The sequence below is a fragment of the Burkholderia sp. MS389 genome, assembly GCF_016899425.1.
GTDB lineage: Bacteria > Pseudomonadota > Gammaproteobacteria > Burkholderiales > Burkholderiaceae > Burkholderia > Burkholderia sola.
Genome location: NZ_CP045994.1, coordinates 2,560,864 through 2,584,558 on the forward strand (window position 1 = coordinate 2,560,864; position 23,695 = coordinate 2,584,558).

The window sequence follows — 23,695 nt, forward strand, 5'->3', positions numbered from 1 at the left end:
CTCAGGGCGTGACGACCGGCCCGAGCGGCCACGCGCCGGACAGCACCTTGTCGAGCCACATCGTGCCGATGATCGTCTTCACGTCGGAGATCTGGCCGGTGCGCACCCATTCCTGCAGGTCGGCCAGCGTCGCGGTGAAGGTTTCGAGGAATTCGCCTTCGTCGAGCTTGCGCTCGCCGGCCGTGAGCCCGCGCGCGAGGTACAAGTCGATGAATTCGGTCGAATAGGAAATGATCGGGTGAATACGGGCCAGGAACACGTATTCGCGCGCCGTGTAGCCGGTTTCCTCGCGCAGTTCGCGCGCCGCACACGCGAGCGCGCCTTCGTTCGGGTCGAGCTTGCCGGCCGGGAATTCGGCCATCACCTTGCCGATCGGATAGCGAAACTGGCTCTCCATCAGCACGCGGCCGTCGTCGAACAGCGGGATCACCATCACCGCGCCCGGGTGTTGCACGTATTCGCGCGTGGCATTCTTGCCGTCCGGCAGACGGACGGTGTCGCGCTTGAGCTTGAGGAACGCGCCTTCGAAGATCGCCTCGCTTTCGAGGCAGGTTTCGGTCAGTGCGGCGTCGTGATTGGGTAGTTCGGCCATCGGCGGCTCCTGAATGAGCACGACGGACGGCCGAAGCCGTCAGCGTCGTTTGACGAGATACTGGAACGTGAAGCCGGGAAACGCGAACACAACGAAGAGACTGAACGTGATCGCGTAAAACTGCCAGCCCTGTTCAAAGCGGTTGCCGGCGCGCGACTCGAGCCAGAAGCCGAGCGCGCCGACGACGAAGTACAGCACGATCAGCTCGCCGATCCGCACCCACGCGTTCTTCTTCGTCGCGCCGAACGGCACGACGGCGAAGAGGCGTTGATTCAGGAACGGCAGGTTGGCGCAGACGAGCGCCAACAGCACGATGAACCAGCCGGCTGCCGACATTACAGCGGCAGCGTGTGACGGATGGCCTGCAGGCAGGCGGTCAGCAGCGGGCTCGGGATCAGACCGAGCACGACGACGGCCAGGCCGTTCAGCACGAGGATCGTGCGCTTGCAGAAATCGCCCGAGATCGGCGTCGAATCCTGCGGGGCATCGAAGTACATCAGCTTCACGATGCGCAGGTAGTAGAACGCGCCGAACAGCGACGTGATCACGGCCAGCACGGCCAGCCACGTGAGGCCCGCGTTGACGGTCGCCTCGAGCACGGCGAGCTTCGCGTAGAAGCCGACGGTCGGCGGGATGCCGGCCAGCGAGAACATCATGACCATCATCACGAACGCGAACACCGGGCTGCGCTTGTTCAGGCCCTTGAAGTCGTCGATCGTTTCCGCTTCGAAATCGCGGCGCGCGAGCAGCATCACCACGCCGAACGAGCCGAGCGTCGTGATCAGGTAGACGATCGCGTAGAACATCGCCGAGCTGTACGCGTTCGCCGGTGCCGCCGCGTCGCCCTTCACGATGCCGGCGAGCAGGCCGAGCAGCACGAAGCCCATGTTCGAGATCGCCGAGTACGCGAGCATCCGCTTGATGTTGCGCTGGACGATACCGGTGATGTTGCCGACGATCAGCGACAGCGCGGCGAGGATCACGAGCGCGGTCTGCCAGTTCTGCGCGAGCGGCAGCAGGCCCATCACCAGGAAGCGCAGGCCCCATGCGAACGCGGCAACCTTCGGGCCGCCGCCGACAAACAGCGTCATCGCGGTCGGTGCGCCCTGGTAGACGTCCGGCACCCACATGTGGAACGGCACGGCGCCCAGCTTGAACGCGATACCGGCGACGATGAAGACCACGCCGAACATCAGCACGGCCGCGTCGGTGTTGCCGCCGACCGCCTTGTACACCTCGCCGAGCTCGAGCGAGCCGGTCGCGCCGTAGAGCATCGAGATGCCGTACAGCACGAAGCCCGACGCGAGCGCGCCCAGCACGTAGTACTTCATCGCGGCTTCGCTCGACTGGGCAGCATCGCGGCGCAGCGCGATGACCGCGTACAGCGACAGCGACATCAGTTCGAGGCCGAGGTACAGCGTCAGGAAGTTGTTGCCCGACACCATGACCAGCTGACCGAGCAGCGAGAACATGCCAAGCAGGAACACGTCGCCGCGGAACATGTCGCGGTCTTCGAGGTACTTGCGCGAATAGACGAGCGACACCGCGAAACCGAACGACACGACGGCCTTCATCGTGCTCGCGAACGAGTCGACGACGATCATCTTCGAGAAGAAGTAGTACTGCTGCGGGTCGAGCGCCTGGACCGAGAACCACACGCCGGCGACGACCGACGAGACGACCGCGATCAGATAGGTCAGGCGGCGGCCGGACGCACCGGTAAAGGTGTCGTTCAGCCAGGCGACGACGATGGCGGCCAGCACCAGCGCGTCAGGCAACAGGACATTCATAGGGGCGTTTTGCATGATCTTGAGTTCCTCCGCTCGCGATTACTGGGCCAGCGGCAGCTTCGACTGCGCGACGTGGGAGAGGAGGTTTTCGACGGAAACGTGCATCACGTCGGTGAAAGGCTTCGGATACAGGCCCATCAGCAGCGTGAACGCGGCAAGCACGGCCAGCATCAGGAATTCGCGACGGCCGATGTCCTTCAGCTTGGCGACGTGATCGTTCGCGACGGCCCCGAAGTACACGCGCTTGTACATCCACAGCGTGTAGGCCGCGCCGAGGATCAGCGTGAATGCCGCACCGAAGGCGATCCAGAAGTTGTACTGGACGGCCGCGAGAATCACCATGAACTCGCCGACGAAACCCGACGTACCCGGCAGGCCGCAGTTGGCCATCGAGAACAGCATCGCGAATGCCGCGAACTTCGGCATCACGTTCACGACGCCGCCGTAATCGGCGATCTGGCGCGAGTGCACGCGGTCGTACAGCACGCCGATGCACAGGAACATTGCGCCCGACACGAAGCCGTGCGAGATCATCTGGATGATCGCGCCTTCGACGCCGAGCTGGTTGAAGATGAAGAAGCCGAGCGTGACGAAGCCCATGTGCGCGATCGACGAATACGCAACCAGCTTCTTCATGTCGGCCTGCACCATCGCGACGAGGCCGATGTAGATCACCGCGATCAGCGACAGCGTGATCACGACCGGCGCCAGGAAGTGGCTCGCGTCAGGCGTGATCGGCAGCGAGAAACGCAGGAAACCGTATGCGCCGAGCTTCAGCATGATCGCGGCCAGCACGACCGAGCCGCCCGTCGGCGCTTCCACGTGCGCATCCGGCAGCCACGTGTGCACCGGCCACATCGGCACCTTCACCGCGAATGCGAGGAAGAACGCAATGAACAGCAGGATCTGCGGCGTCATCGCGATCTTCGCGTTCTGCCACGTCGCGAGGTCGAACGAATGCGTCTGCGTGTACAGGTAGATCAGCGCGACCAGCATCAGCAGCGAGCCGGCCAGCGTGTACAGGAAGAACTTGAACGCCGCGTACACGCGGTTCGGGCCGCCCCACACGCCGATGATGATGTACATCGGGATCAGGGTCGCCTCGAAGAACACGTAGAACAGCAGGCCGTCGGCCGCCGAGAACACGCCGATCATGATCCCGGACAGGATCAGGAACGCCGCGAGGTACTGCGCGACGTTCTCGGTGATCACTTCCCACGCGGCGATCACGACGATCACCGTGATCAGCGCGGTCAGCACGACGAACCACATCGAGATGCCGTCGACGCCGAGGTGATACGCAATGTCGAAGCGTTCGATCCAGGTCGACTTCTCGACGAACTGCAGCGCAGCCGTGCTCGAGTCGAAGCCCGTGATCAGCGGGATCGTGACCGCGAGGCCGAGCAGCGCGCCGATCAGCGCGACCCAGCGGGCCGTCCCCGGATTTTTGTCGTTACCCACCGCCAGCACGAGGAGGCCGAAAACGATCGGCAGCCAGATCGCGGTACTGAGAATCGGAAAAGCGTGCATTAGTGTTGTCTCCCCGCCTTATTTGCCGCCGAGCGTTACAAACAGGGTCAGGAGCCCCAGCATGCCGATGATCATGGCGAACGCGTAGTGATAGATGTAACCGGATTGGAGGAAGCGGATCACGCCGGCGAACCAGCCGATGAACCGGGCGCTGCCGTTGACGAGGCCGTCGATCACTACGACGTCGCCCTCCTTCCACAGGCCGCGGCCGATCGCCACCGAACCGCGGGCGAACACCACTTCGTTGATCTTGTCCATGTAGTACTTGTTGTCCAGCAGCGTGTAGATCGGGCCGAACGCGCGGCGGATCGACGCCGGCAGTTCCGGACGCTTCAGGTACAGGAACCACGCGACGACCACACCGGCGAGCGCCAGCCACACCGGCAGGCCCGACACCGAGTGCAGGCCCATGCCGACCCAGCCGTGGAACTCTTCGGCCATCTCGGCCAGCGCCGGATGGTTTTCGCCGATGAAGATCACCTTGTCGAATGCGACGCCGTGCTGGAAGAAATCGCCGAACAGCATCGGGCTGATCGCGATCGCGCCGATGATCACCGACGGGATCGCCAGCAGGACCAGCGGCACCCACACGACCCACGGGGTCTCGTGCGGCTCGTGCGCGTGGTCGTCATGACCGTGGTCGTGGCCATGGCCGTGATCGTCGTGGCCATGTGCGGCGGCCATGCCCATCGGCGATTCCGGATGCTTCGGATGGCGGAAGCGCTCTTCGCCGTGGAACACCAGGAAGTACATGCGGAACGAGTACAGCGCCGTGACGAACACGCTCGCGACGACCGCGAAGTATGCGAAGCCCGAACCCGGCAGGTGCGACAGCTTCACCGCGTCGATGATCGAGTCCTTCGAGTAGAAGCCCGAGAAGAACGGCGTGCCGATCAGCGCGAGCGAACCGACGAGCGACGTGATCCACGTGATCGGCATGTACTTGCGCAGGCCGCCCATGTTGCGCATGTCCTGGTCGTGGTGCATGCCCATGATGACCGAGCCGGCGCCGAGGAACAGCAGCGCCTTGAAGAACGCGTGCGTCATCAGGTGGAACACGGCGACCGGGTAGGCGGACACGCCGAGCGCGACGGTCATGTAGCCGAGCTGCGACAGCGTCGAATACGCGACCACGCGCTTGATGTCGTTCTGCACGATGCCGAGGAAGCCCATGAAGAGCGCCGTGATCGCGCCGATCACCGTGATGAACGACAGCGCGGTATCCGACAGCTCGAACAGCGGCGACATGCGCGACACCATGAAGATGCCGGCCGTGACCATCGTCGCCGCGTGAATCAGCGCCGAGATCGGGGTCGGGCCTTCCATCGAGTCCGGCAGCCACACGTGCAGCGGGAACTGCGCCGACTTACCCATCGCGCCGATGAACAGGCAGATACAGGCGACGGTCAGCAGGCCCCAGTCGGTGCCCGGGAAGTGCAGGCTCGCGAGTTCCGCGCGCTTCGCGAACACTTCGCCGTAGTTCATCGAGCCGGCGAACGCGAGCAGCAGGCCGATGCCGAGCAGGAAGCCGAAGTCGCCCACGCGGTTCACGAGGAACGCCTTCATGTTCGCGTAGATCGCGCTCTCACGCGTGAAGTAGAAGCCGATCAGCAGGTACGACACCAGACCCACCGCTTCCCAGCCGAAGAACAACTGCAGGAAGTTGTTGCTCATCACGAGCATCAGCATCGAGAACGTGAACAGCGAGATGTACGAGAAGAAGCGCTGGTAGCCGTCTTCTTCCGCCATGTAGCCGATCGTGTACACGTGCACCATCAGCGAGACGAAGGTCACGACGACCATCATCATCGCGGTCAGCGAATCGACGAGGAAGCCGACCTCGAGCTTCAGCGAGCCGACGTTCATCCATTCGTAGACGGTCGCGTTGAAGCTTGCGCCGCCCATCACGTCGAGGAAGACTTTCGCCGACAGGAGGAACGCGATCATGACGCCGAGGATCGTGATCCGGTGTGCGCCCTTGCGCCCGACTGCGTTCCCGAACAGCCCCGCAATCAGCGAGCCGGCCAGCGGAGCGAGCGGAATCGCCAGCAGCAGGTTTTCATTGAGTGTCGTTGACATAACAGCGTAGCCTGAAATTAACCTTTGAGCTGATCGAGATCCTCGACATTGATCGTGTCGAGCTTACGGAACAGGGTCACCAGAATCGCGAGGCCGATCGCGGCTTCCGCTGCGGCGACGGTCAGCACGAAGAACACGAAGATCTGGCCGTGCACGTCGCCGAGGTAATGCGAGAACGCGACGAAGTTGGTGTTCACCGCCAGCAGCATCAGTTCGATCGACATCAGGATGATGATGACGTTGCGGCGGTTCAGGAAAATCCCGACGATCGCGATCGCAAACAGGATCGCGCCGAGCACAAGGTAGTGAGCAAGAGTCAGCATGGTTTTCTTTTCCTCCGCTTAGCCGTTGGTGCCCGAGCCGGCTTCGCTCTGCGCCGTCTCCGGCTGCGGCTTGTCCGCTTCCATCTTCACGAGGCGCACGCGGTCGTTGCGGCGCACCTTGACCTGATCCGACACGCGCTGGCGCTTGCTGTCCTTGCCCTTGCGCTCGGTCAACCCGATCGCGGCGATGATCGCGACCAGCAGCACGAGGCCGGCGATTTCGAACGCGAAGATGTAGTCGGTGTAAATCACCTTGCCGATCAGGCGCGTATTCGACCAGTTGGCCATCTCGCCCGTCGCCATCGCATGCACGGTGTGCGTGTCGCCATAGCCGCGCCACAGGATCAGCGCGGTTTCGATCACGATGATCGCGCCGACCACGGTCGCCATCGGTACGAAGCGCTTGAAGTCGCGGCGCAGGTAGTCGATGTTGATGTCCAGCATCATCACGACGAACAGGAACAGCACCATCACCGCGCCCACGTAGACCAGAACCAGCAGGATCGCGAGGAACTCCGCTTCCAGCAGCATCCAGATCGCGGCGGCGTTGAAGAACGCCAGCACAAGGAAAAGCGCAGACGCCACCGGGTTGCGCGAAGTGATCACCTTCAGCCCTGATACCACCAGGAGCAGCGCGAAGATGTAGAACAGTACGGTCGTGAATTCCATGATTACCGGTTCATCGTTAGGCCATAGTCAGGCGCGGCTTGCGGAAGGCCCGCACCCGTCGCGGCGGCTCGGCCCGTTCATCGTTCATGCCGGGCCGGCACTGCAAACACAATCAACGATACGGCGCGTCGGCAGCCTTCGCCGCTGCGATGTCCTTCTCGTAGCGGTCGCCCACCGCGAGCAGCATATCCTTCGTGAAATACAGGTCGCCGCGCTTTTCGCCGTGGTACTCGAGAATCTGCGTCTCGACGATCGAATCGACCGGGCAGCTCTCTTCGCAGAAACCGCAGAAGATGCACTTCGTCAGGTCGATGTCGTAGCGCGTGGTGCGGCGCGTGTTGTCCGCGCGCGTTTCCGATTCGATCGTGATCGCCAGCGCGGGGCACACGGCCTCGCACAGCTTGCACGCGATGCAGCGCTCTTCGCCGTTCTCGTAACGGCGCAGTGCGTGCAGGCCACGGAAACGCGGCGAAATCGGGGTCTTCTCTTCCGGGAACTGCACGGTGAACTTGCGCTTGAACGTGTAACGACCGGTCAGCGCGAGCCCCTTCAGCAGCTCGGTCAGGAAGAAGGTCTTAAAGAAGTGTTGGATAGCCGTCATGATTTCGTCCTTACTTCACCCAGATGTTCAGCGGCGACATCATCCAGAAGCCGACCACGACCACCCAGACCACCGTGACGGGCAGGAACACCTTCCAGCCCAGACGCATGATCTGGTCGTAACGGTAGCGCGGGAACGTCGCGCGCACCCAGATGAACACCGACAGCAGCGCGAAGACCTTCAGCACCAGCCAGAAGATGCCCGGGATGAACGACAGGAATTCGAACGGTGCGTCCCAGCCGCCGAGGAACAGCGTCGCAGCCAGCGCCGAGATCACGATCATGTTGATGTACTCGGCGAGGAAGAACAGCGCGAACGCCATGCCCGAGTAATCGATCATGTGACCCGCGACGATCTCCGACTCCCCTTCCACCACGTCGAACGGGTGACGGTTCGTTTCGGCAATGCCCGAGATGAAGTAGACGACGAACGCCGGCAGCAGCGGCAGCCAGTTCCACGACAGGAAGTTCACGCCGTGGCCGGCGAAGAAGCCGTGCTGTTGCGAACCGACGATTTCCGACAGGTTCAGGCTGCCGGCCGTCATCAGCACGAGCACCAGCGCGAAGCCCATCGAGATTTCGTACGACACCATCTGCGCCGCGGCGCGCATTGCACCGAGGAACGCGTACTTCGAGTTCGACGCCCAGCCGGCGAGAATCACCGCGTACACGCCGATCGACGAGATCGCCATCGCGTACAGCAGGCCCGCGTTCACGTTCGCGAGCACGGCTTCGGCCTGGAACGGGATCACCGCCCACACGGCGAATGCCGGCACGACGGTCATCACCGGCGCGATCAGGTACAGCCAGCGGCTGGCGGCGCTCGGCTGAATGACTTCCTTCAGCAGCAGCTTCAGCACGTCGGCGATCGGCTGCAGCAGGCCGCCGGGGCCGACGCGGTTCGGGCCGAGACGCACGTGCATCCAGCCGATCAGCTTGCGTTCCCACAGAATCAGGTACGCGACGCACAGCAGGATGACGACGGAGACGACGAGGATGCGCACGACTGCCCACACCGTCGGCCATGCGAAGCCGAGAAGCTCGGCCCCGCCCGCGTTGATCGTATCGAACAAGCTCATTTACGCCTTCTCCACCACCAGTTCACCGAACAGGCTGCCGAGCGCTGCGCCGGCAGGCGTCGCCGCCGACACGCGAACGACCGTCTCCGCAAGATTCGCGTCGCGCACGGCCGGCAACTGCACCGCACGCTCGCCCTGGCGCACGCGCACCGCGTCGCCTTCCTTCAAGCCCAGCTTGTCGAACAGCGCGGCCGGCAGGGCTGCCGCGTTCGCCGCCTTCGCGGCGGCCGTCAGGTGCAGCGCACCCGCGCGGCGCACGAGCGCGTCGGCGTGATAGATCGGCACATCGGCCAGGCGCTCGAAACCGCCGTTCGCGGCATTCGCCGCGGCACGGGCCGGCGCGACCGACGTCTGGTTCGACAGGCGGCCCGCGACGCCGGCGTCGCCGAGCGCGGCGAGACGCACTTCTTCCGCGGTCTCGTATTCGAAGTTCGGCAGGCCGAGCAGGCTGCCGAGCACGCGCAGCACCTTCCAGCCCGGACGCGTGTCGCCGAGCGGGCGCACGACGCCGTTGAAGCTCTGCACGGTGCCTTCGGCGTTGACGAACGTCCCGGCCGTTTCCGTGAACGGCGCGACCGGCAGCAGCACGTCGGCGTAGTCGAGGCCGTGCTTGAACGGCGACATCACGACGACCATTTCCGCCTGGTTCAGCGCGGCCAGCGCCTGTGCCGGATCGACGGTGTCGAATTCCGGTTCGACGTTCAGCAGCACGTAACCCTTGCGCGGCTGCGTGAACGCTTCGCGTGCGTTCAGGCCGCCTTCGCCCGGCAGTGCGCCGACGACGTGCGCGCCGACCGTGTTCGCCGCTTCCGTCAGGAAGCCGAACGTGGCGCCGGTGTTGTCGGCGATCCACTGCGCGACGGCGTGCAGTTGCGCGAATTGCGGATGACGGACCGCGACGTTGCCGAGCAGCACCGCGCGGCGTTCGCCGTTCGCGAGCGACTGCGCGACGGCTTGCGCGGCCTCCGATGCGGTGACGCCCGCGAGCGCGTCGGGCAACGCGACGCCGCGCAGTTGCGCGACGGCCGCGGCGATGCCGGCCAGCTCGTCGAGCCATGCGGACGGCGCGGCGACGATGCGTTGCGCGGTCGGGATCAGCGAATCGTCACCGGTCGCATGCAGGAAGTGCAGCTTCGCGCCGTTCTTCGCAGCCTGACGCAGGCGCGATGCGAACAGCGGGTGGTCGCGGCGCAGGAACGAACCGACGACGAACGCGGCGTCCACGTTCGACAGGTCGGCGATCGGCATGCCGAGCCACGGTGCGCCCTGGACCGGCGCCGAGAAATCCTGCTGACGCAGACGGAAGTCGACGTTCGGCGTCTTCAGTTCGTTGGCGAGCTGCTTCACGAGGAACAGCTCTTCCGCGGTGCTGTGCGCGCTCGCGAGCATCGCCAGCGCGTTCGCGCCGTGATCCGCGGCGATGCCCTTCAGGCCCTTCGCGACGTATTCGAGCGCGGTCTGCCAGTCGGTTTCGATCCACTGGCCGCCCTGCTTCAGCATCGGCTTCGTCAGGCGCGCTTCGCTGTTGAGGCCTTCATACGAGAAGCGGTCCTTGTCCGAGATCCAGCATTCGTTGATCGCTTCGTTCTCGAACGGCAGCACGCGCATCACGCGGTTGTTCTTCACTTGCACGACGAGGTTCGCGCCGACGGAATCGTGCGGGCTCACCGACTTGCGGCGCGACAGTTCCCACGTCCGGGCGCTGTAGCGGAACGGCTTGCTGGTCAGCGCGCCGACCGGGCACAGGTCGATCATGTTGCCCGACATTTCGGAGTCGACCGTCTTGCCGACGAACGTCGTGATTTCCGAATGCTCGCCGCGGCCCAGCATGCCGAACTCCATCACGCCGGCGATTTCCTGGCCGAAACGGACGCAGCGCGTGCAGTGGATGCAGCGCGACATTTCTTCCATCGAGATCAGCGGGCCCACGTTCTTGTGGAACACCACGCGCTTTTCTTCCGAGTAGCGCGACGACGACTTGCCGTAGCCGACCGCCAGATCCTGCAGCTGGCATTCGCCGCCCTGATCGCAGATCGGGCAATCGAGCGGGTGATTGATGAGGAGGAATTCCATCACCGACTGCTGCGCCTTCACAGCCTTGTCGGACTGCGTGCGGACGATCATGCCGGCCGACACGGGGGTCGCGCAGGCCGGCACGGCCTTCGGCATCTTCTCGACTTCGACGAGACACATCCGGCAGTTGGCCGCAACCGACAGTTTCTTGTGATAGCAGAAGTGAGGAATGTACGTGTCCGCCTTGTGCGCAGCCTGGATCACCATGCTGCCTTCGGGCACCTCGACCTTCTTGCCGTCTATTTCAAGTTCAACCATGATGGTGAATGGTCCTTAACCTATTTCCGCCCGTTCGCGCCTTCGCCCGACCGTGCGCTCAAATTCCGCAACCGGGTGTTTCGCTTCAGGCCGCCGCAGCCGAAGCCACATGCGGCGCGTGACCGCCGACCATGCAATGCTTGTGCTCGACGTGGTACGCGAATTCGTCCCAGTAGTGCTTGAGCATCCCGCGAACCGGCATCGCCGCCGCATCGCCGAGCGCACAGATCGTGCGGCCCATGATGTTCTCGGCCACCGAGTTCAGCAGGTCCAGATCTTCCTGGCGCCCTTCGCCGTGCTCGATACGATTCACGACGCGATACAGCCAGCCGGTGCCTTCACGGCACGGCGTGCACTGGCCGCACGATTCCTCGTAGTAGAAGTACGACAGGCGCAGCAGCGAGCGCACCATGCAGCGCGTCTCGTCCATCACGATCACCGCGCCGGAACCGAGCATCGAGCCCGCCTTCGCGATCGAATCGTAGTCGAGATCCGTCTGCATCATGATGTCGCCCGGGATCACCGGCGCCGACGAACCGCCCGGAATCACGGCCTTGATCTTCTTGCCGCCGCGCATCCCGCCGGCGAGCTCCATCAGCGTCGCGAACGGCGTGCCGAGCGGCACTTCGTAGTTGCCCGGACGCTCGACGTCGCCCGACACCGAGAAAATCTTCGTGCCGCCGTTGTTCGGCTTGCCGATCTCGAGGTAATTCTGCGGCCCGATGGACAGCAGGAACGGCACCGCGGCGAACGTCTCGGTGTTGTTGATCGTGGTCGGCTTGCCGTACACGCCGAAGCTCGCCGGGAACGGCGGCTTGAAGCGCGGCTGGCCCTTCTTGCCTTCGAGCGACTCGAGCAGCGCCGTTTCCTCGCCGCAGATGTACGCGCCGTAACCGTGGTGCGCGTGCAGCTGGAACGAGAATTCCGAGCCCATGATGTTGTCGCCGAGGAACCCGGCCGCGCGCGCTTCATCCAGCGCGGCTTCGAAGCGTCGATACACTTCGAAGATCTCGCCGTGGATGTAGTTGTAGCCGACGGTGATGCCCATCGCGTATGCGCCGATGGCCATGCCTTCGATCAGCGCGTGCGGGTTCCAGCGCAGGATGTCGCGATCCTTGAACGTGCCCGGCTCGCCTTCGTCCGAGTTGCAGACGAGGTACTTCTGCCCCGGGAACTGACGCGGCATGAAGCTCCACTTCAGGCCGGTCGGGAAGCCCGCACCGCCGCGGCCGCGCAGGCCCGACGCCTTCACGTCGGCGATCACCTGCTCGGGCGGAATCTTTTCTTCGAGAATGCGGCGCAACTGCTTGTAGCCGCCGCGCGCAACGTAGTCTTCGAGGTGCCAGTTCTCGCCGTTCAGACCAGCGAGGATCAGCGGTTTGATGTGACGGTCGTGGAGGGACGTCATTTCGAGAGCTCCTCAAGCAGCTGGTCGATCTTCTCGCGGCTCATGAAGCTGCACATTCTGTGATTGTTCACCAGCAGCACCGGCGCATCGCCGCACGAGCCCATGCATTCGCCTTCCTTCAGCGTGAACCTGCCGTCGGGCGTGGTCTCGCCGAAGCCGATGCCCAGCTTCTGTTTCAGGTAGTCGGCAGTCGCTTCCGCGCCGCCGTGCGGGCCGAGCTGGCACGGCAGGTTCGTGCAGAGCGTGATCTTGTGCTTGCCGACCGGTTTGAGCTCGTACATCGTGTAGAACGTCGCGACTTCCTGCACGGCGACCGCCGGCATGCCGAGATAGTCCGCGACGAACTGCATCAGTTCGGGCGACAGCCAGCCATGCTCTTCTTGAGCCACGGCCAACGCCGACATCACGGCGGACTGTTTCTGATCGGCGGGATACTTCGTCAACGCTCGATCGATTTCCTTCAGGCCTTCAGCTGAGATCATTTTCAGACACGACTCTTTCAATTCCTACCGAACGAACAACCTGCCGCACACTGGGGTGCATGGACGGCAGACCTGGCGCTCACTCTGTTGACAGCTTGCGAAGCCGCGCCGGTTCGGCGCATACCGCTTGTGACTTCGCGTGCGACTGACTGCTCGCCGCCCGCGCGCGGGCGGCGCAACCATTAGCGATCGATTTCGCCGAACACGATGTCCTGCGTACCGATGATCGTGACGGCGTCGGCGATCATGTGACCGCGCGCCATTTCGTCGAGCGACGCCAGGTGCGCGAAACCCGGCGCGCGAATCTTGAGGCGATACGGCTTGTTGGCGCCATCCGACACGAGATAGATGCCGAACTCACCCTTCGGATGCTCGACCGCCGCGTACGCTTCGCCTTCCGGCACATGGAAACCTTCGGTGAAAAGCTTGAAGTGGTGAATCAAGTCTTCCATGTTGGTCTTCATGCCGACGCGCGACGGCGGGGCAACCTTGTGATTGTCCGTCATCACCGGGCCCGGATTCTTGCGGAGCCACTCAATACACTGTTTCGCGATGCGGATCGACTGGCGCATTTCTTCGACGCGCACCAGATAGCGGTCGTAGCAATCGCCGTTCACGCCGACCGGCACGTCGAAATCCATCCGGTCGTACACTTCGTAGGGCTGCTTCTTGCGCAGGTCCCACGCGATGCCCGAGCCGCGCAGCATCGGGCCCGTCAGGCCCATCTGCAGCGCACGTTCCGGGCTCACCACGCCGATCCCGACCAGACGCTGTTTCCAGATCCGGTTGTCGGTCAGCAGCGTTTCGTATTCGTCGACGCACTTCGGGAAGCGCGTGAAGAAATCGTCGATGAAGTCGAGCACCGAGCCGCTGCGCGCTTCGTTCATCTTCGCGAGCGCCTTCTCGTTGCGAATCTTCGACGCCTTGTATTGCGGCATTGCGTCAGGCAGATCGCGATAGACGCCGCCCGGACGATAGTAGGCCGCGTGCATCCGGGCGCCGGACACCGCTTCGTACACGTCCATCAGGTCTTCGCGTTCGCGGAACGCGTACAGGAATACGGCCATCGCGCCGACGTCGAGCGCATGCGCGCCGATCCACATCAGGTGGTTCAGCACGCGCGTGATTTCGTCGAACAGCACGCGGATGTACTGCGCGCGCTCCGGCACGTCGATGCCGAGCAGCTTTTCGATCGCGAGCACGTAGCCGTGCTCGTTGACCATCATCGACACGTAGTCGAGACGGTCCATGTACGGCACGGACTGGATGAAGGTCTTGGATTCCGCGAGCTTTTCGGTCGCGCGGTGCAGCAGGCCGATGTGCGGATCGGCACGCTGGATGACTTCGCCGTCGAGCTCGAGCACGAGGCGCAGCACGCCGTGCGCTGCCGGGTGCTGCGGGCCGAAGTTGAGCGTGTAGTTCTTGATTTCTGCCATGACGCCCCCTTAATGTTTCAGACCGCCATAGCGATCCTCGCGGATCACGCGCGGCGTGATTTCGCGCGGCTCGATCGTCACCGGCTGGTACACGACCCGCTTCTCTTCCGGGTCGTAACGCATTTCGACGTAGCCCGACACCGGGAAGTCCTTGCGGAACGGGTGACCGATGAAGCCGTAGTCGGTGAGGATGCGGCGCAGGTCGGGGTGGCCTTCGAACACGATGCCGTACAGGTCGAACGCTTCGCGCTCGTACCAGTTCGCCGAGGTCCAGATGTCGACCAGCGACGCCACGATCGGCAGATCGTCGTCCGGCGCGAACGCGCGCAGGCGCAGACGCCAGTTGTTCGTGACCGACAGCAGGTGCGACACGGCCGCGAAGCGCGGGCCGTCGTAGGCGCCGTCGCCGAAGGTCTGGTAGTCGACGCCGCAGAGGTCGATCAGTTGCTCGAAACGGAGCTTCGGATCGTCGCGCAGCGTCTTTGCGACTTCGAGGTAATCGCTCGCCTTCACGACGAGCGTCAGTTCACCGATCGCTTCGGTGAGGCTCACCACGCGCGCGCCGAGCGCGGCTTCGAGGTTTGCCTTCAGGGTCTCGATTTTGCTTGCCATATTGAGGGGACGCTCGGGGCTTTATTGACGGGCGATGGTATTGGTGCGGCGGATCTTCGCCTGAAGCTGGATCACGCCGTAGACCAGCGCCTCGGCCGTGGGCGGACAGCCCGGCACGTAGACGTCGACCGGCACGATCCGGTCGCAGCCGCGGACCACCGAGTACGAGTAGTGGTAGTAACCACCGCCGTTCGCGCACGACCCCATCGAGATCACCCAGCGCGGCTCGGCCATCTGGTCGTACACGCGGCGCAGCGCGGGCGCCATCTTGTTGCACAGCGTGCCGGCGACGATCATCACGTCCGACTGACGCGGGCTCGGACGGAACACGACACCGAACCGGTCCAGATCGTAACGGGCGGCGCCCGCATGCATCATCTCGACGGCGCAACACGCGAGCCCGAACGTCATCGGCCACAGCGAGCCGGTACGCGTCCAGTTGATCAGCTTGTCAGCCGTCGTGGTGACAAACCCTTCCTTCAAGACCCCTTCGATACTCATTTGCTTTCCACTCCAGACGAGCGACCGAGCGTGGCCGCCCATGCAAACCGGCGATTAACCCATCACTCCCAGTCGAGGCCGCCTTTCTTCCAGATATAGGCAAAGCCCAGCAGGAATTCGAGCAGAAAAATCATCATTGCGATGAAACCCGGCCAGCCGATGTCCCGGAGCGCGACGCCCCACGGGAACAGGAATGCGGTTTCGAGATCGAAGATGATGAACAGGATGGCGACGAGGTAATACCGAACGTCGAACTTCATCCGGGCGTCTTCAAAGGCTTCGAAGCCGCACTCGTACGGTGCGTTCTTCTCGACGTCCGGCTTGTTGGGACCAAGGAGCTTGCCGATGCTGACCAGCGCTATACCTAAACCAGTGCCCACGAGGAGGAACAACAAGACGGGGTAATAGGCTGCGAGGTTCAAGGCAATCCTCTATCGGTTGGTTCTGAGCGTCCGGAGAATACCACTTCCGGCGGAAGGAATCATTTCGGAGTACAGGCGATCACAAGACAACCGCAAGCCCACCCCAGAAATGAAAAATGCCAGCCACTAGAAGCGGCTGGCATTGAGTAACTTTGGTGCCGACGGCGAGACTCGAACTCGCACAGCTTTCGCCACTACCCCCTCAAGATAGCGTGTCTACCAATTTCACCACGTCGGCACTGCATGCAACTCGGGTTGTGCTGCTTGTTCCCGCGAATCGCTTCAAGAATTAAATTCTAACCCGAGTTCCGGATTTGTTCAACGCACAACCGCAAAAAAATTAACTTTTTATTTCGGGACATCCTGGCCCGGCGCGCTTGCGGCCGAAGCGGCTGCGGCGGACGCCGCGACAGCCGGCGCCGATGCCGGCGCGGTCGCTGCCGTGCCGAGCACGCCTGCCGACGGCGTCGACTTGTACGAACCGAGGTACGTCAGCGCGAGCGTCGCGACGAAGAAGATCGCCGCGAGAATGCCCGTCGTGCGCGACAGGAAGTTCGCCGAGCCCGTCGCACCAAACAGGCTGCCCGACGCGCCGCTGCCGAACGCGGCGCCCATGTCGGCACCCTTGCCATGCTGCAGCAGCACGAGCCCGATCACGCCGAGCGCAGACAGCACCTGCACCACAATAATCAACGTCTTGAATAACAGCATCACACCCACCCGATTGGATCGGGCGACCGGACCGACCGGCCGCCGTCATGGTTCAATTCGATCTCGGACCGCTCAACGCGCGGCCCGGCAGATCGCCAGGAAATCTTCCGCCTTCAGCGACGCGCCGCCGATCAGGCCACCGTCGATGTCCGGCTGAGCAAACAGCTCTTCCGCGTTGTCCGGCTTCACGCTGCCGCCGTACAGCACGGACACGTCCGCCGCACCCTTCGCCGCGAGACGCGTACGCAGGAACGCGTGCACGTCCTGCGCCTGCGCCGACGTCGCGCTCTTGCCCGTACCGATCGCCCAGACCGGCTCGTACGCGACGACGATGCGGACAGCTTCGTCAGCCGTCAGCACGGCCAGCACCGCGTCGAGCTGCGCACCGACGACCTGCTCGGTCGCACCCGATTCGCGCTCGTCGAGCGTCTCGCCGACGCACACGACCGGCGTGAGGCCTGCCGCGAGCGCGCGTTGCGCTTTCGCGGCGACCGTCTCGCTGCTTTCGCCGTGATACGCGCGACGCTCCGAATGGCCGACGATCGCATACTGCGCGCCGAACTCCGCCACCATCGCGGCCGCCACCTCGCCGGTGAACGCGCCTTGCTCGTGCGCGGACACGTCCTGCGCGCCGAACGCGACACGGCCACCGCCGAGCTGCGCCTGAACCTGCGCGAGATACGGGAACGGCACGCACACGCCGATCGACGTTTCAGCCGCCACCGCGCCCGCACCCTGCACCACTTCGTTCAGCAGCGCCTGGTTGCCGGCCAGCCGGCCGTGCATCTTCCAGTTGCCGATCACTCGCTTTGTTCGTTGTTTCGACATCGTGTCTGTCTCGTCACTATCTTGTCATTAACGTGCCGGAACCCGGCCGTCAGGTTGGATCTGGCGAAGCAAACCCGCGATTTTACTGCGCGCGGCTTGAACCGGTCAAACCGCGTATGTCAAGCCCGCTGCGCGGGCCGTCACGCGTTCGTACCCCAATCGAGCACGATCTTGCCGATGTGCTCGCCGCTTTCCATCAGCGCATGCGCTTGCGCGGCCTCGCCGGCCGGCAGCACACGATAGATCACGGGCTTGATGCGACCGTCGGCCAGCAGCGGCCACACGCGCGCCTTCAACTGCGCGGCGATGCGCGCCTTGAACTCGACCGGGCGCGGGCGCAGCGTCGAGCCCGTCACCGTCAGCCGGCGGCGCAGGATCTCGTTCAGGTTGACCTCGGCCTTCGCGCCGCCGAGCAGCGCGATCAGCACGAGACGGCCGCCGTCCGCGAGCGCGGACAGCTCGCGCGGCACGTACGAGCCCGCCACCATGTCGAGGATCACGTCAACGCCGCGATCGTGCGTCAGCGACTTCACGACTTCGACGAAGTCTTCGGTCTTGTAGTCGATCGCGCGCTCGGCGCCGAGCGCCTCGCACGCGCGGCACTTGTCGGCGGTGCCGGCCGTCGCGAACACGCGAAAGCCGAGCGCATGCGCGATCTGGATCGCCGTCACGCCGATGCCGCTCGAGCCGCCCTGCACGAGCAGCGTCTCCTGCTCGCCGCCCTCGCCCGCGCCGAGCTGCGCACGGTCGAACACGTTGCTCCACACGGTGAAAAACGTTTCGGGCAGCGAGGCGGCCTCGACATCGGTGAGGCCGTCCGGCACCGGCAGGCACTGCGGCAGCGGCGCGACCGCATATTCGGCATAGCCGCCGCCCGCGAGCAGCGCGCACACGCGATCGCCGAGCTTCAGGCCGAACGGGTTCAGCGCCGCATCGGACACGTCGCCGCCGACGATCTCGCCCGCGACCTCGAGGCCCGGCAGATCCGACGCACCCGGCGGCGGCGCATAGGCGCCCTTGCGCTGGAACACGTCGGGCCGGTTCACGCCGGAAGCCGCCACCTTGATCAGCACTTCGCCGCGCTTCGGTTCGGGGCGCGGACGCTCCGCGAGCTTCAGCACGTCGGGGGCGCCGAATTCGGTGATTTCGATGGCTTTCATGGTGAGAATCGCTCCAGGATCGGAATCGGATGGCACGCCCGTGCGCACGGCGCGGGCGCCTCGCCGGCGCTGCTGCGCCGCACAACGATGCTACAGAAAAAACGGCCGGCACGCTTTCGCACTGCCGGCCGTTGGTCCGCCTGTCCGCTTACTGCTGCGGCGGCGTATCCGACTGCGCTGCCGCCGCTGCTTCATTCAGCAGCGCCTTGGCCGACAGACGCACGCGACCCTTCTCGTCCGTCTGGATCACCTTGACCTTCACCTGCTGACCTTCCTTCAGGTAGTCGTTGATGTCCTTCACACGCTCGTTGACGATTTCCGAGATGTGCAGCAGACCGTCCTTGCCCGGCAGCAGGTTCACGATCGCACCGAAATCGAGCAGCTTGAGCACCGTGCCTTCGTACACCTGGCCGACTTCGATTTCAGCCGTGATCTGCTCGATGCGCTTCTTCGCTTCGGCCATGCCTTCGCTGCTCGTGCTCGCGATCGTCACGACGCCGTCGTCCGAGATGTCGATGGTCGTGCCCGTTTCCTCGGTCAGCGCGCGGATCACCGAACCGCCCTTGCCGATCACGTCGCGGATCTTTTCCGGGTTGATCTTGACCGTGATCATGCGCGGCGCGAATTCCGACAGTTGCGTGTTCGCACCCGACACCGCCGACGTCATCTTGCCGAGGATGTGCATGCGGCCTTCCTTCGCCTGCGCGAGCGCGACCTGCATGATTTCCTTCGTGATGCCCTGGATCTTGATGTCCATCTGCAGTGCCGTCACGCCTTGCTCGGTGCCGGCCACCTTGAAGTCCATGTCGCCGAGGTGATCTTCGTCGCCGAGGATGTCGGTCAGCACCGCGAACTTGTTGCCTTCGAGGATCAGGCCCATCGCGATACCCGCGACGTGCGCCTTCATCGGCACGCCGGCGTCCATCAGCGCGAGGCAGCCGCCGCACACCGATGCCATCGACGACGAACCGTTCGATTCGGTGATTTCCGACACGACGCGGATCGAGTAGCCGAATTCGTCGGCGCTCGGCAGGCACTTGACCAGCGCGCGCTTGGCCAGACGGCCGTGGCCGATTTCGCGACGCTTCGGCGAGCCGACGCGGCCCGTTTCGCCGGTCGCGAACGGGGGCATGTTGTAGTGGAGCATGAAGCGCTCGCGGTATTCGCCTTCGAGCGCGTCGATGATCTGCTCGTCACCCTTCGTGCCGAGCGTCGCGACGACCAGCGCCTGCGTTTCGCCGCGCGTGAACAGCGCCGAGCCGTGGGTACGCGGCAGCACGCCGGTGCGGATCTCGATCGGGCGCACGGTGCGCGTGTCGCGGCCGTCGATGCGCGGCTCGCCGTTCAGGATCTGCGAACGGACGATCTTCGCCTCGATGTCGAACAGCACGTTGCCGACCGTGGCCTTGTCGGCCGCGACCGTACCGGCCGCCAGCGCGTCTTCCTCGAGCTTCGCCGACGTCGCCGCGTAGACTTCCTTCAGCTTCGCCGAACGCGCCTGCTTGTCGCGCAACTGGTAAGCGGCGAGCAGATCGTTCTGCGCCAGCTCGGTCACGCGGGCGATCAGCGCCTCGTTCTTCGGCGCCGGCTGCCAGTCCCACTCGGGCTTGCCGCCGTCGCGCACCAGCTCGTGGATCGCGTCGATCGCGATCTGCATCTGCTCGTGGCCGAACACCACGGCGCCCAGCATCACTTCTTCCGACAGTTGATCGGCTTCCGACTCGACCATCAGCACGGCGCGCTCCGTACCCGCGACGACGAGGTCGAGGCTCGATGCCTTGAGCTGGTCACGCGTCGGGTTCAGCACGTATGCGTTGTCGATGTATGCGACACGCGCGGCACCGACCGGGCCGTTGAACGGCAGGCCCGACACGGCGAGCGCGGCCGATGCGCCGATCAGCGCGGGGATGTCCGCCGGGATTTCCGGGTTCACGGACAGCACGTGGATCACGACCTGGACTTCGTTGTAGAAGCCTTCCGGGAACAGCGGGCGCAGCGGACGGTCGATCAGGCGCGACGTCAGCGTCTCGTGCTCCGACGGACGGCCTTCGCGGCGGAAGAAGCCGCCCGGAATCTTGCCGGCCGAGTAGGTCTTCTCGAGGTAGTCGACGGTCAGCGGGAAGAAATCCTGGCCCGGCTTCGCCGACTTCGCGCCGACGACGGTTGCCAGCACGACGGTGTCTTCGACGTCGACGATCACGGCGCCGCTCGCCTGGCGGGCGACTTCACCGGTTTCGAGGCGCACCTTGTGCTGGCCCCATTGGAATTCCTTCACGACCTTGTTGAACATGGACATGGTTGCTCCTTTGTATTCATGCATTTCATTCGCCGCGCCGGCCATCCCGCGCGGCGGCGTCCCGACCGAATCACCCGGAGCAAGGTGTGTTTTTTATGCCATTCCAGCGCGGCGCTCAAGCAGCGACGCGCTGGAATGACACAAATCCTGCCCCGGTATCGGTCGTGGCGGCGGCCCCGTACGAACGTGCGGGAGCGCCTGCGGTGCGTGTGACGCTACGCACCGCGCAAAAACAAAATGCCTGTATCAGCGGACTGACACAGGCATCTTGCTGGCGGCAATCGCCTCGATTACTTACGCAGACCCAGCTTCTCGATCAGTGCGCGGTAACGGTCGGCATCCTTGCCCTTGAGGTAGTCGAGCAGCTTGCGGCGGCGGCTCACCATGCGCAGCAGACCGCGGCGGCTGTGGTGATCCTTCGCGTGGGTCTTGAAGTGACCCGTCAGTTCGACGATACGTGCGGTCAGCAGTGCGACCTGGACTTCGGGCGACCCCGTGTCGTTGGTACCGCGGGCGAACTGAGCAACGACTTCCGACTTCTTGATATCTGCAACAGACATGTGATTTCCTTTCTAACTGAACAGGCGGACACGGAAGAATGGCCGTGCCGTGACTTACAACCGGCGCGCATTGTAGCACAACTCGGTGCCGTTCTTGGCGCTTCCCGTCACGGGCGCGTCATCGAGCACGTCGACGGCATCTCCGTGCGTTGCGCCGGCACCGCGAGCGCCGTCCGGAAGCCGTAGCCCGATGCCTCGTTGTCGAAGCGCACGCCCGGCGTGCCGGCCTTGTCCATTTCCATCACGTAAAGGGGCTGGATCAGCTGGTGATCCTGCGCGCGCATCCGCGACGCGTGGAAGCCGTCGTCGAACGACAGCCCCTCGAGCGCACGCGCGACCGCGACTGGGTCGGCCGAACCCGCACGGGTCATCGCGGCGGCCAGCATCTGGATCATCTGGCTCATCCGCCGCACCGGGTAGTCGTCCTGGGCGGCCGGAAAACGGGTCCGGAACGCGCGGTAAAACGCGTCGGACGCGGCGCCGCCCGCGTTCGGGTGCCAGTCGGCTACCGCCACGACGCGGCCGACACCCGCGTCACCCAGGGCCGCCGGCGCGCCGAGGCTGTTGCCGTAGAACGTATAGAACTTGGCGTTGAGCCCCTGTTCGCGCGCCGCCTTCACGAGCAGCGTGAGGTCGTTGCCCCAGTTGCCGGTCACGACGGCGTCCGCGCCGCTCGCGCGGATCTTCGCGATGTACGGCGAGAAATCCTTGATCCGGCCGATCGGGTGGAATTCGTCGCCGGCGATCGTCACGTCCGGGCGCCGCGCGGCCAGCGCCTGCCGAGCGAGGGTGCTGACGTCGTGACCGAAGCTGTAGTCCTGGTTCAGCAGATAGACCCTGCGCAGCGCGCGATCGCGCGCCATCACGTCCGCGAGCGCCGCCATCCGCATGCCGGCATGCGCATCGAAGCGGAAATGCCAGAAACTGCAGCGCGCGCCGGTCAGCGCCGGATCGTCGGCCGAGTAGTTCAGCAACAGCATCCGGTTGTCCGGATCGCGTGCGTTCAGCTTGTCGAGCGCCGCGACGAGCGCGGCCGCGACGGCCGAGCTGTTGCCCTGCGCGACGAAGCCGACATGGCGGTCGGCGGCCGCGCGCAACTGCACGAGCGCCTCCTCAGGGCTGCCCTTGCTGTCGAGCACGACGAGCTCGAGCGGGTGCGCGCCGTCGCGCAGCTTCACGCCGCCCGCCGCATTGACCTGCTCGACGCCGAAGCGCAGGTTGCGCTCGACCGCCGCGCCCGCGTTCGCGAACGGGCCGGACATCCCTTCGATCAGTGCGATCCGCACCGGCTCGCCGCCGGCAAACGCGGACGACACCAGCATCCACCCCGCGCTCCACGCGAGCGCGCATCGCTTCCATCCGTGCATCGCCAACCTGCCCTTCAATCTGCCCGAGAAGCGCGGATCATAGGCCGCCGCGCCCGCGGCCCGCAAGCGCGACGGCGCGCGATCCGCACCGATTTTTTCCGCCCGATGCACGATCGCGCGCCGTCCGTGATAAAACGGGACCTGTTTCCGTGTTCTGGAGAATCCGATGCGCTCTCGCATTCCCGCGCGCCTGCCGGTGCTGGTCGCCTGCGCCGCCGCGCTGCTGGCCGGTTGCGCGCAACCGTGGCAGCAATACCAGGCCGGCCAGGACGAGTCGGCGATCGTCGCGCGCATGGGCCCGCCGCGCGAGATCTATGACCTCCCGGGCGGCGGCAAGCGCCTGATGTGGCCGACCCAGCCAATGGGCGAGATCACGGTCGCGGCCGACGTCGACGCGGCCCACCGGATCGTCAACGTGCGCCAGGTGCTGCAGCCGAGCGAGTTCTATCGCGCGGAGATCGGCAAGTGGACGAAGACCGACGTCCTCGTCAATTTCGGACGCCCGGTCGAGACCTCCTACTTTCCGCTGATGAAGCGCGAGGTGTGGACGTACCGGTATCTCGAGGACAACGTCTGGTACATGATGTACAGCTTCTACTTCGATCCGCAGGGCATCCTGCGCACCACGCAGAAAACGCCGGACCCGCTGCACGATCCCGATCGCCGCACGCTGTTCTGACCGATTGCGCATTGACGCGCAATTGTCGCAATGGCCATTCACGAATGATTGCGTGAATGGCCATTTCATTTTTTCCGTCGTGTTATTTAATTTCAGGAATAAGACGGAAAACTTTTCCGATCGTTAATATTTCGATGGCAATACGCTGAACGGCCCGTCATGCGGGCGCCTGCGCATAAACAGGCATGCCCGGCGCATGTCATGCGTCTCGCTGGTGCATGCAATGCACTACGCCTAATC

The 23,695-nt window shown here is 64.4% G+C and carries 23 protein-coding genes and 1 tRNA gene; 1 reads left to right on the forward strand and 23 read right to left on the reverse strand.

The genetic code is table 11. The annotated features are described in order from the left end of the window. Position 1 precedes the first annotated feature (1 nt). From GJG85_RS11885 to GJG85_RS11995, 23 genes are all read right to left on the reverse strand, one after another. Positions 2 to 592: an NUDIX hydrolase gene (locus GJG85_RS11885; RefSeq protein WP_050016481.1), complete on the reverse strand. Its 591-nt coding sequence runs from the start codon at positions 590 to 592 to the stop codon at positions 2 to 4. Between the two features lie 39 nt (positions 593 to 631). Then, a complete protein-coding gene (locus GJG85_RS11890) occupies positions 632 to 928 on the reverse strand; it encodes a DUF2818 family protein (protein WP_006478276.1) in 297 nt (98 codons plus the stop codon). Beyond that, entirely contained in the window at positions 928 to 2,382 is a 1,455-nt protein-coding gene (gene nuoN, locus GJG85_RS11895) for an NADH-quinone oxidoreductase subunit NuoN (protein WP_050016479.1), read from the reverse strand. The genes GJG85_RS11890 and nuoN overlap by 1 nt, the downstream gene beginning before the upstream one ends. A gap of 39 nt (positions 2,383 to 2,421) precedes the next feature. Next, positions 2,422 to 3,912: an NADH-quinone oxidoreductase subunit M gene (locus GJG85_RS11900; protein ID WP_050016477.1), complete on the reverse strand. Its 1,491-nt coding sequence runs from the start codon at positions 3,910 to 3,912 to the stop codon at positions 2,422 to 2,424. A gap of 18 nt (positions 3,913 to 3,930) precedes the next feature. Then, positions 3,931 to 5,991 (reverse strand): NADH-quinone oxidoreductase subunit L, encoded by a 2,061-nt coding sequence (nuoL, locus tag GJG85_RS11905; protein ID WP_050016476.1) that lies wholly within the window; start codon positions 5,989 to 5,991, stop codon positions 3,931 to 3,933. A 17-nt stretch (positions 5,992 to 6,008) separates the two neighbouring features. Then, positions 6,009 to 6,314 (reverse strand): NADH-quinone oxidoreductase subunit NuoK, encoded by a 306-nt coding sequence (gene nuoK, locus GJG85_RS11910; RefSeq protein WP_006478272.1) that lies wholly within the window; start codon positions 6,312 to 6,314, stop codon positions 6,009 to 6,011. An 18-nt stretch (positions 6,315 to 6,332) separates the two neighbouring features. Further along, on the reverse strand, positions 6,333 to 6,983 hold the full coding sequence (locus tag GJG85_RS11915; protein ID WP_011545812.1) for an NADH-quinone oxidoreductase subunit J: 651 nt from the start codon (positions 6,981 to 6,983) through the stop codon (positions 6,333 to 6,335). A gap of 112 nt (positions 6,984 to 7,095) precedes the next feature. After that, positions 7,096 to 7,584, reverse strand: a complete 489-nt coding sequence (gene nuoI / locus GJG85_RS11920; protein WP_006484869.1) for an NADH-quinone oxidoreductase subunit NuoI — start codon at positions 7,582 to 7,584, stop codon at positions 7,096 to 7,098. A 10-nt stretch (positions 7,585 to 7,594) separates the two neighbouring features. Continuing rightward, positions 7,595 to 8,662, reverse strand: coding sequence for an NADH-quinone oxidoreductase subunit NuoH (nuoH, locus tag GJG85_RS11925; protein ID WP_050016474.1), 1,068 nt, complete (start codon positions 8,660 to 8,662; stop codon positions 7,595 to 7,597). After that, entirely contained in the window at positions 8,663 to 10,993 is a 2,331-nt protein-coding gene (nuoG, locus tag GJG85_RS11930; protein WP_204383332.1) for an NADH-quinone oxidoreductase subunit NuoG, read from the reverse strand. It lies immediately after the preceding gene. An 85-nt stretch (positions 10,994 to 11,078) separates the two neighbouring features. Beyond that, a complete protein-coding gene (nuoF, locus tag GJG85_RS11935; RefSeq protein ID WP_017331620.1) occupies positions 11,079 to 12,401 on the reverse strand; it encodes an NADH-quinone oxidoreductase subunit NuoF in 1,323 nt (440 codons plus the stop codon). Beyond that, on the reverse strand, positions 12,398 to 12,883 hold the full coding sequence (gene nuoE / locus GJG85_RS11940) for an NADH-quinone oxidoreductase subunit NuoE (protein ID WP_050016470.1): 486 nt from the start codon (positions 12,881 to 12,883) through the stop codon (positions 12,398 to 12,400). Before nuoE ends, nuoF begins: the two co-directional genes overlap by 4 nt. A 182-nt stretch (positions 12,884 to 13,065) precedes the next feature. Beyond that, on the reverse strand, positions 13,066 to 14,319 hold the full coding sequence (locus GJG85_RS11945) for an NADH-quinone oxidoreductase subunit D (RefSeq protein ID WP_034184888.1): 1,254 nt from the start codon (positions 14,317 to 14,319) through the stop codon (positions 13,066 to 13,068). A 9-nt stretch (positions 14,320 to 14,328) separates the two neighbouring features. Next, positions 14,329 to 14,931 carry an NADH-quinone oxidoreductase subunit C gene (locus tag GJG85_RS11950; protein WP_006478264.1) on the reverse strand — a complete coding sequence of 201 codons (603 nt, stop codon included), beginning with the start codon at positions 14,929 to 14,931 and terminating at the stop codon, positions 14,329 to 14,331. A gap of 21 nt (positions 14,932 to 14,952) precedes the next feature. Next, entirely contained in the window at positions 14,953 to 15,432 is a 480-nt protein-coding gene (locus tag GJG85_RS11955; protein WP_006398799.1) for an NADH-quinone oxidoreductase subunit B, read from the reverse strand. A gap of 62 nt (positions 15,433 to 15,494) precedes the next feature. Further along, a complete protein-coding gene (locus GJG85_RS11960; protein ID WP_006398798.1) occupies positions 15,495 to 15,854 on the reverse strand; it encodes an NADH-quinone oxidoreductase subunit A in 360 nt (119 codons plus the stop codon). A gap of 153 nt (positions 15,855 to 16,007) precedes the next feature. Continuing rightward, a tRNA-Leu gene (locus GJG85_RS11965) sits at positions 16,008 to 16,092 on the reverse strand. 110 nt (positions 16,093 to 16,202) lie between these two features. Then, positions 16,203 to 16,565 (reverse strand): preprotein translocase subunit SecG, encoded by a 363-nt coding sequence (secG, locus tag GJG85_RS11970; protein WP_050016466.1) that lies wholly within the window; start codon positions 16,563 to 16,565, stop codon positions 16,203 to 16,205. 72 nt (positions 16,566 to 16,637) lie between these two features. After that, positions 16,638 to 17,393, reverse strand: a complete 756-nt coding sequence (tpiA, locus tag GJG85_RS11975; RefSeq protein WP_050016464.1) for a triose-phosphate isomerase — start codon at positions 17,391 to 17,393, stop codon at positions 16,638 to 16,640. 140 nt (positions 17,394 to 17,533) lie between these two features. Continuing rightward, on the reverse strand, positions 17,534 to 18,553 hold the full coding sequence (locus GJG85_RS11980) for an NAD(P)H-quinone oxidoreductase (protein ID WP_050016461.1): 1,020 nt from the start codon (positions 18,551 to 18,553) through the stop codon (positions 17,534 to 17,536). Between the two features lie 148 nt (positions 18,554 to 18,701). Further along, positions 18,702 to 20,849 (reverse strand): polyribonucleotide nucleotidyltransferase, encoded by a 2,148-nt coding sequence (gene pnp, locus GJG85_RS11985; protein WP_050016459.1) that lies wholly within the window; start codon positions 20,847 to 20,849, stop codon positions 18,702 to 18,704. Positions 20,850 to 21,139: 290 nt separating this feature from the next. Then, positions 21,140 to 21,409: a 30S ribosomal protein S15 gene (gene rpsO / locus GJG85_RS11990; RefSeq protein ID WP_006398792.1), complete on the reverse strand. Its 270-nt coding sequence runs from the start codon at positions 21,407 to 21,409 to the stop codon at positions 21,140 to 21,142. A 107-nt stretch (positions 21,410 to 21,516) separates the two neighbouring features. Beyond that, positions 21,517 to 22,776, reverse strand: a complete 1,260-nt coding sequence (locus tag GJG85_RS11995; protein ID WP_089488683.1) for a branched-chain amino acid ABC transporter substrate-binding protein — start codon at positions 22,774 to 22,776, stop codon at positions 21,517 to 21,519. 166 nt (positions 22,777 to 22,942) lie between these two features. Here GJG85_RS11995 and GJG85_RS12000 point away from each other — a divergent pair, with 166 nt between their 5' ends. Beyond that, on the forward strand, positions 22,943 to 23,455 hold the full coding sequence (locus GJG85_RS12000; protein WP_050016457.1) for a hypothetical protein: 513 nt from the start codon (positions 22,943 to 22,945) through the stop codon (positions 23,453 to 23,455). The last annotated feature ends 240 nt before the right edge of the window (positions 23,456 to 23,695 follow it).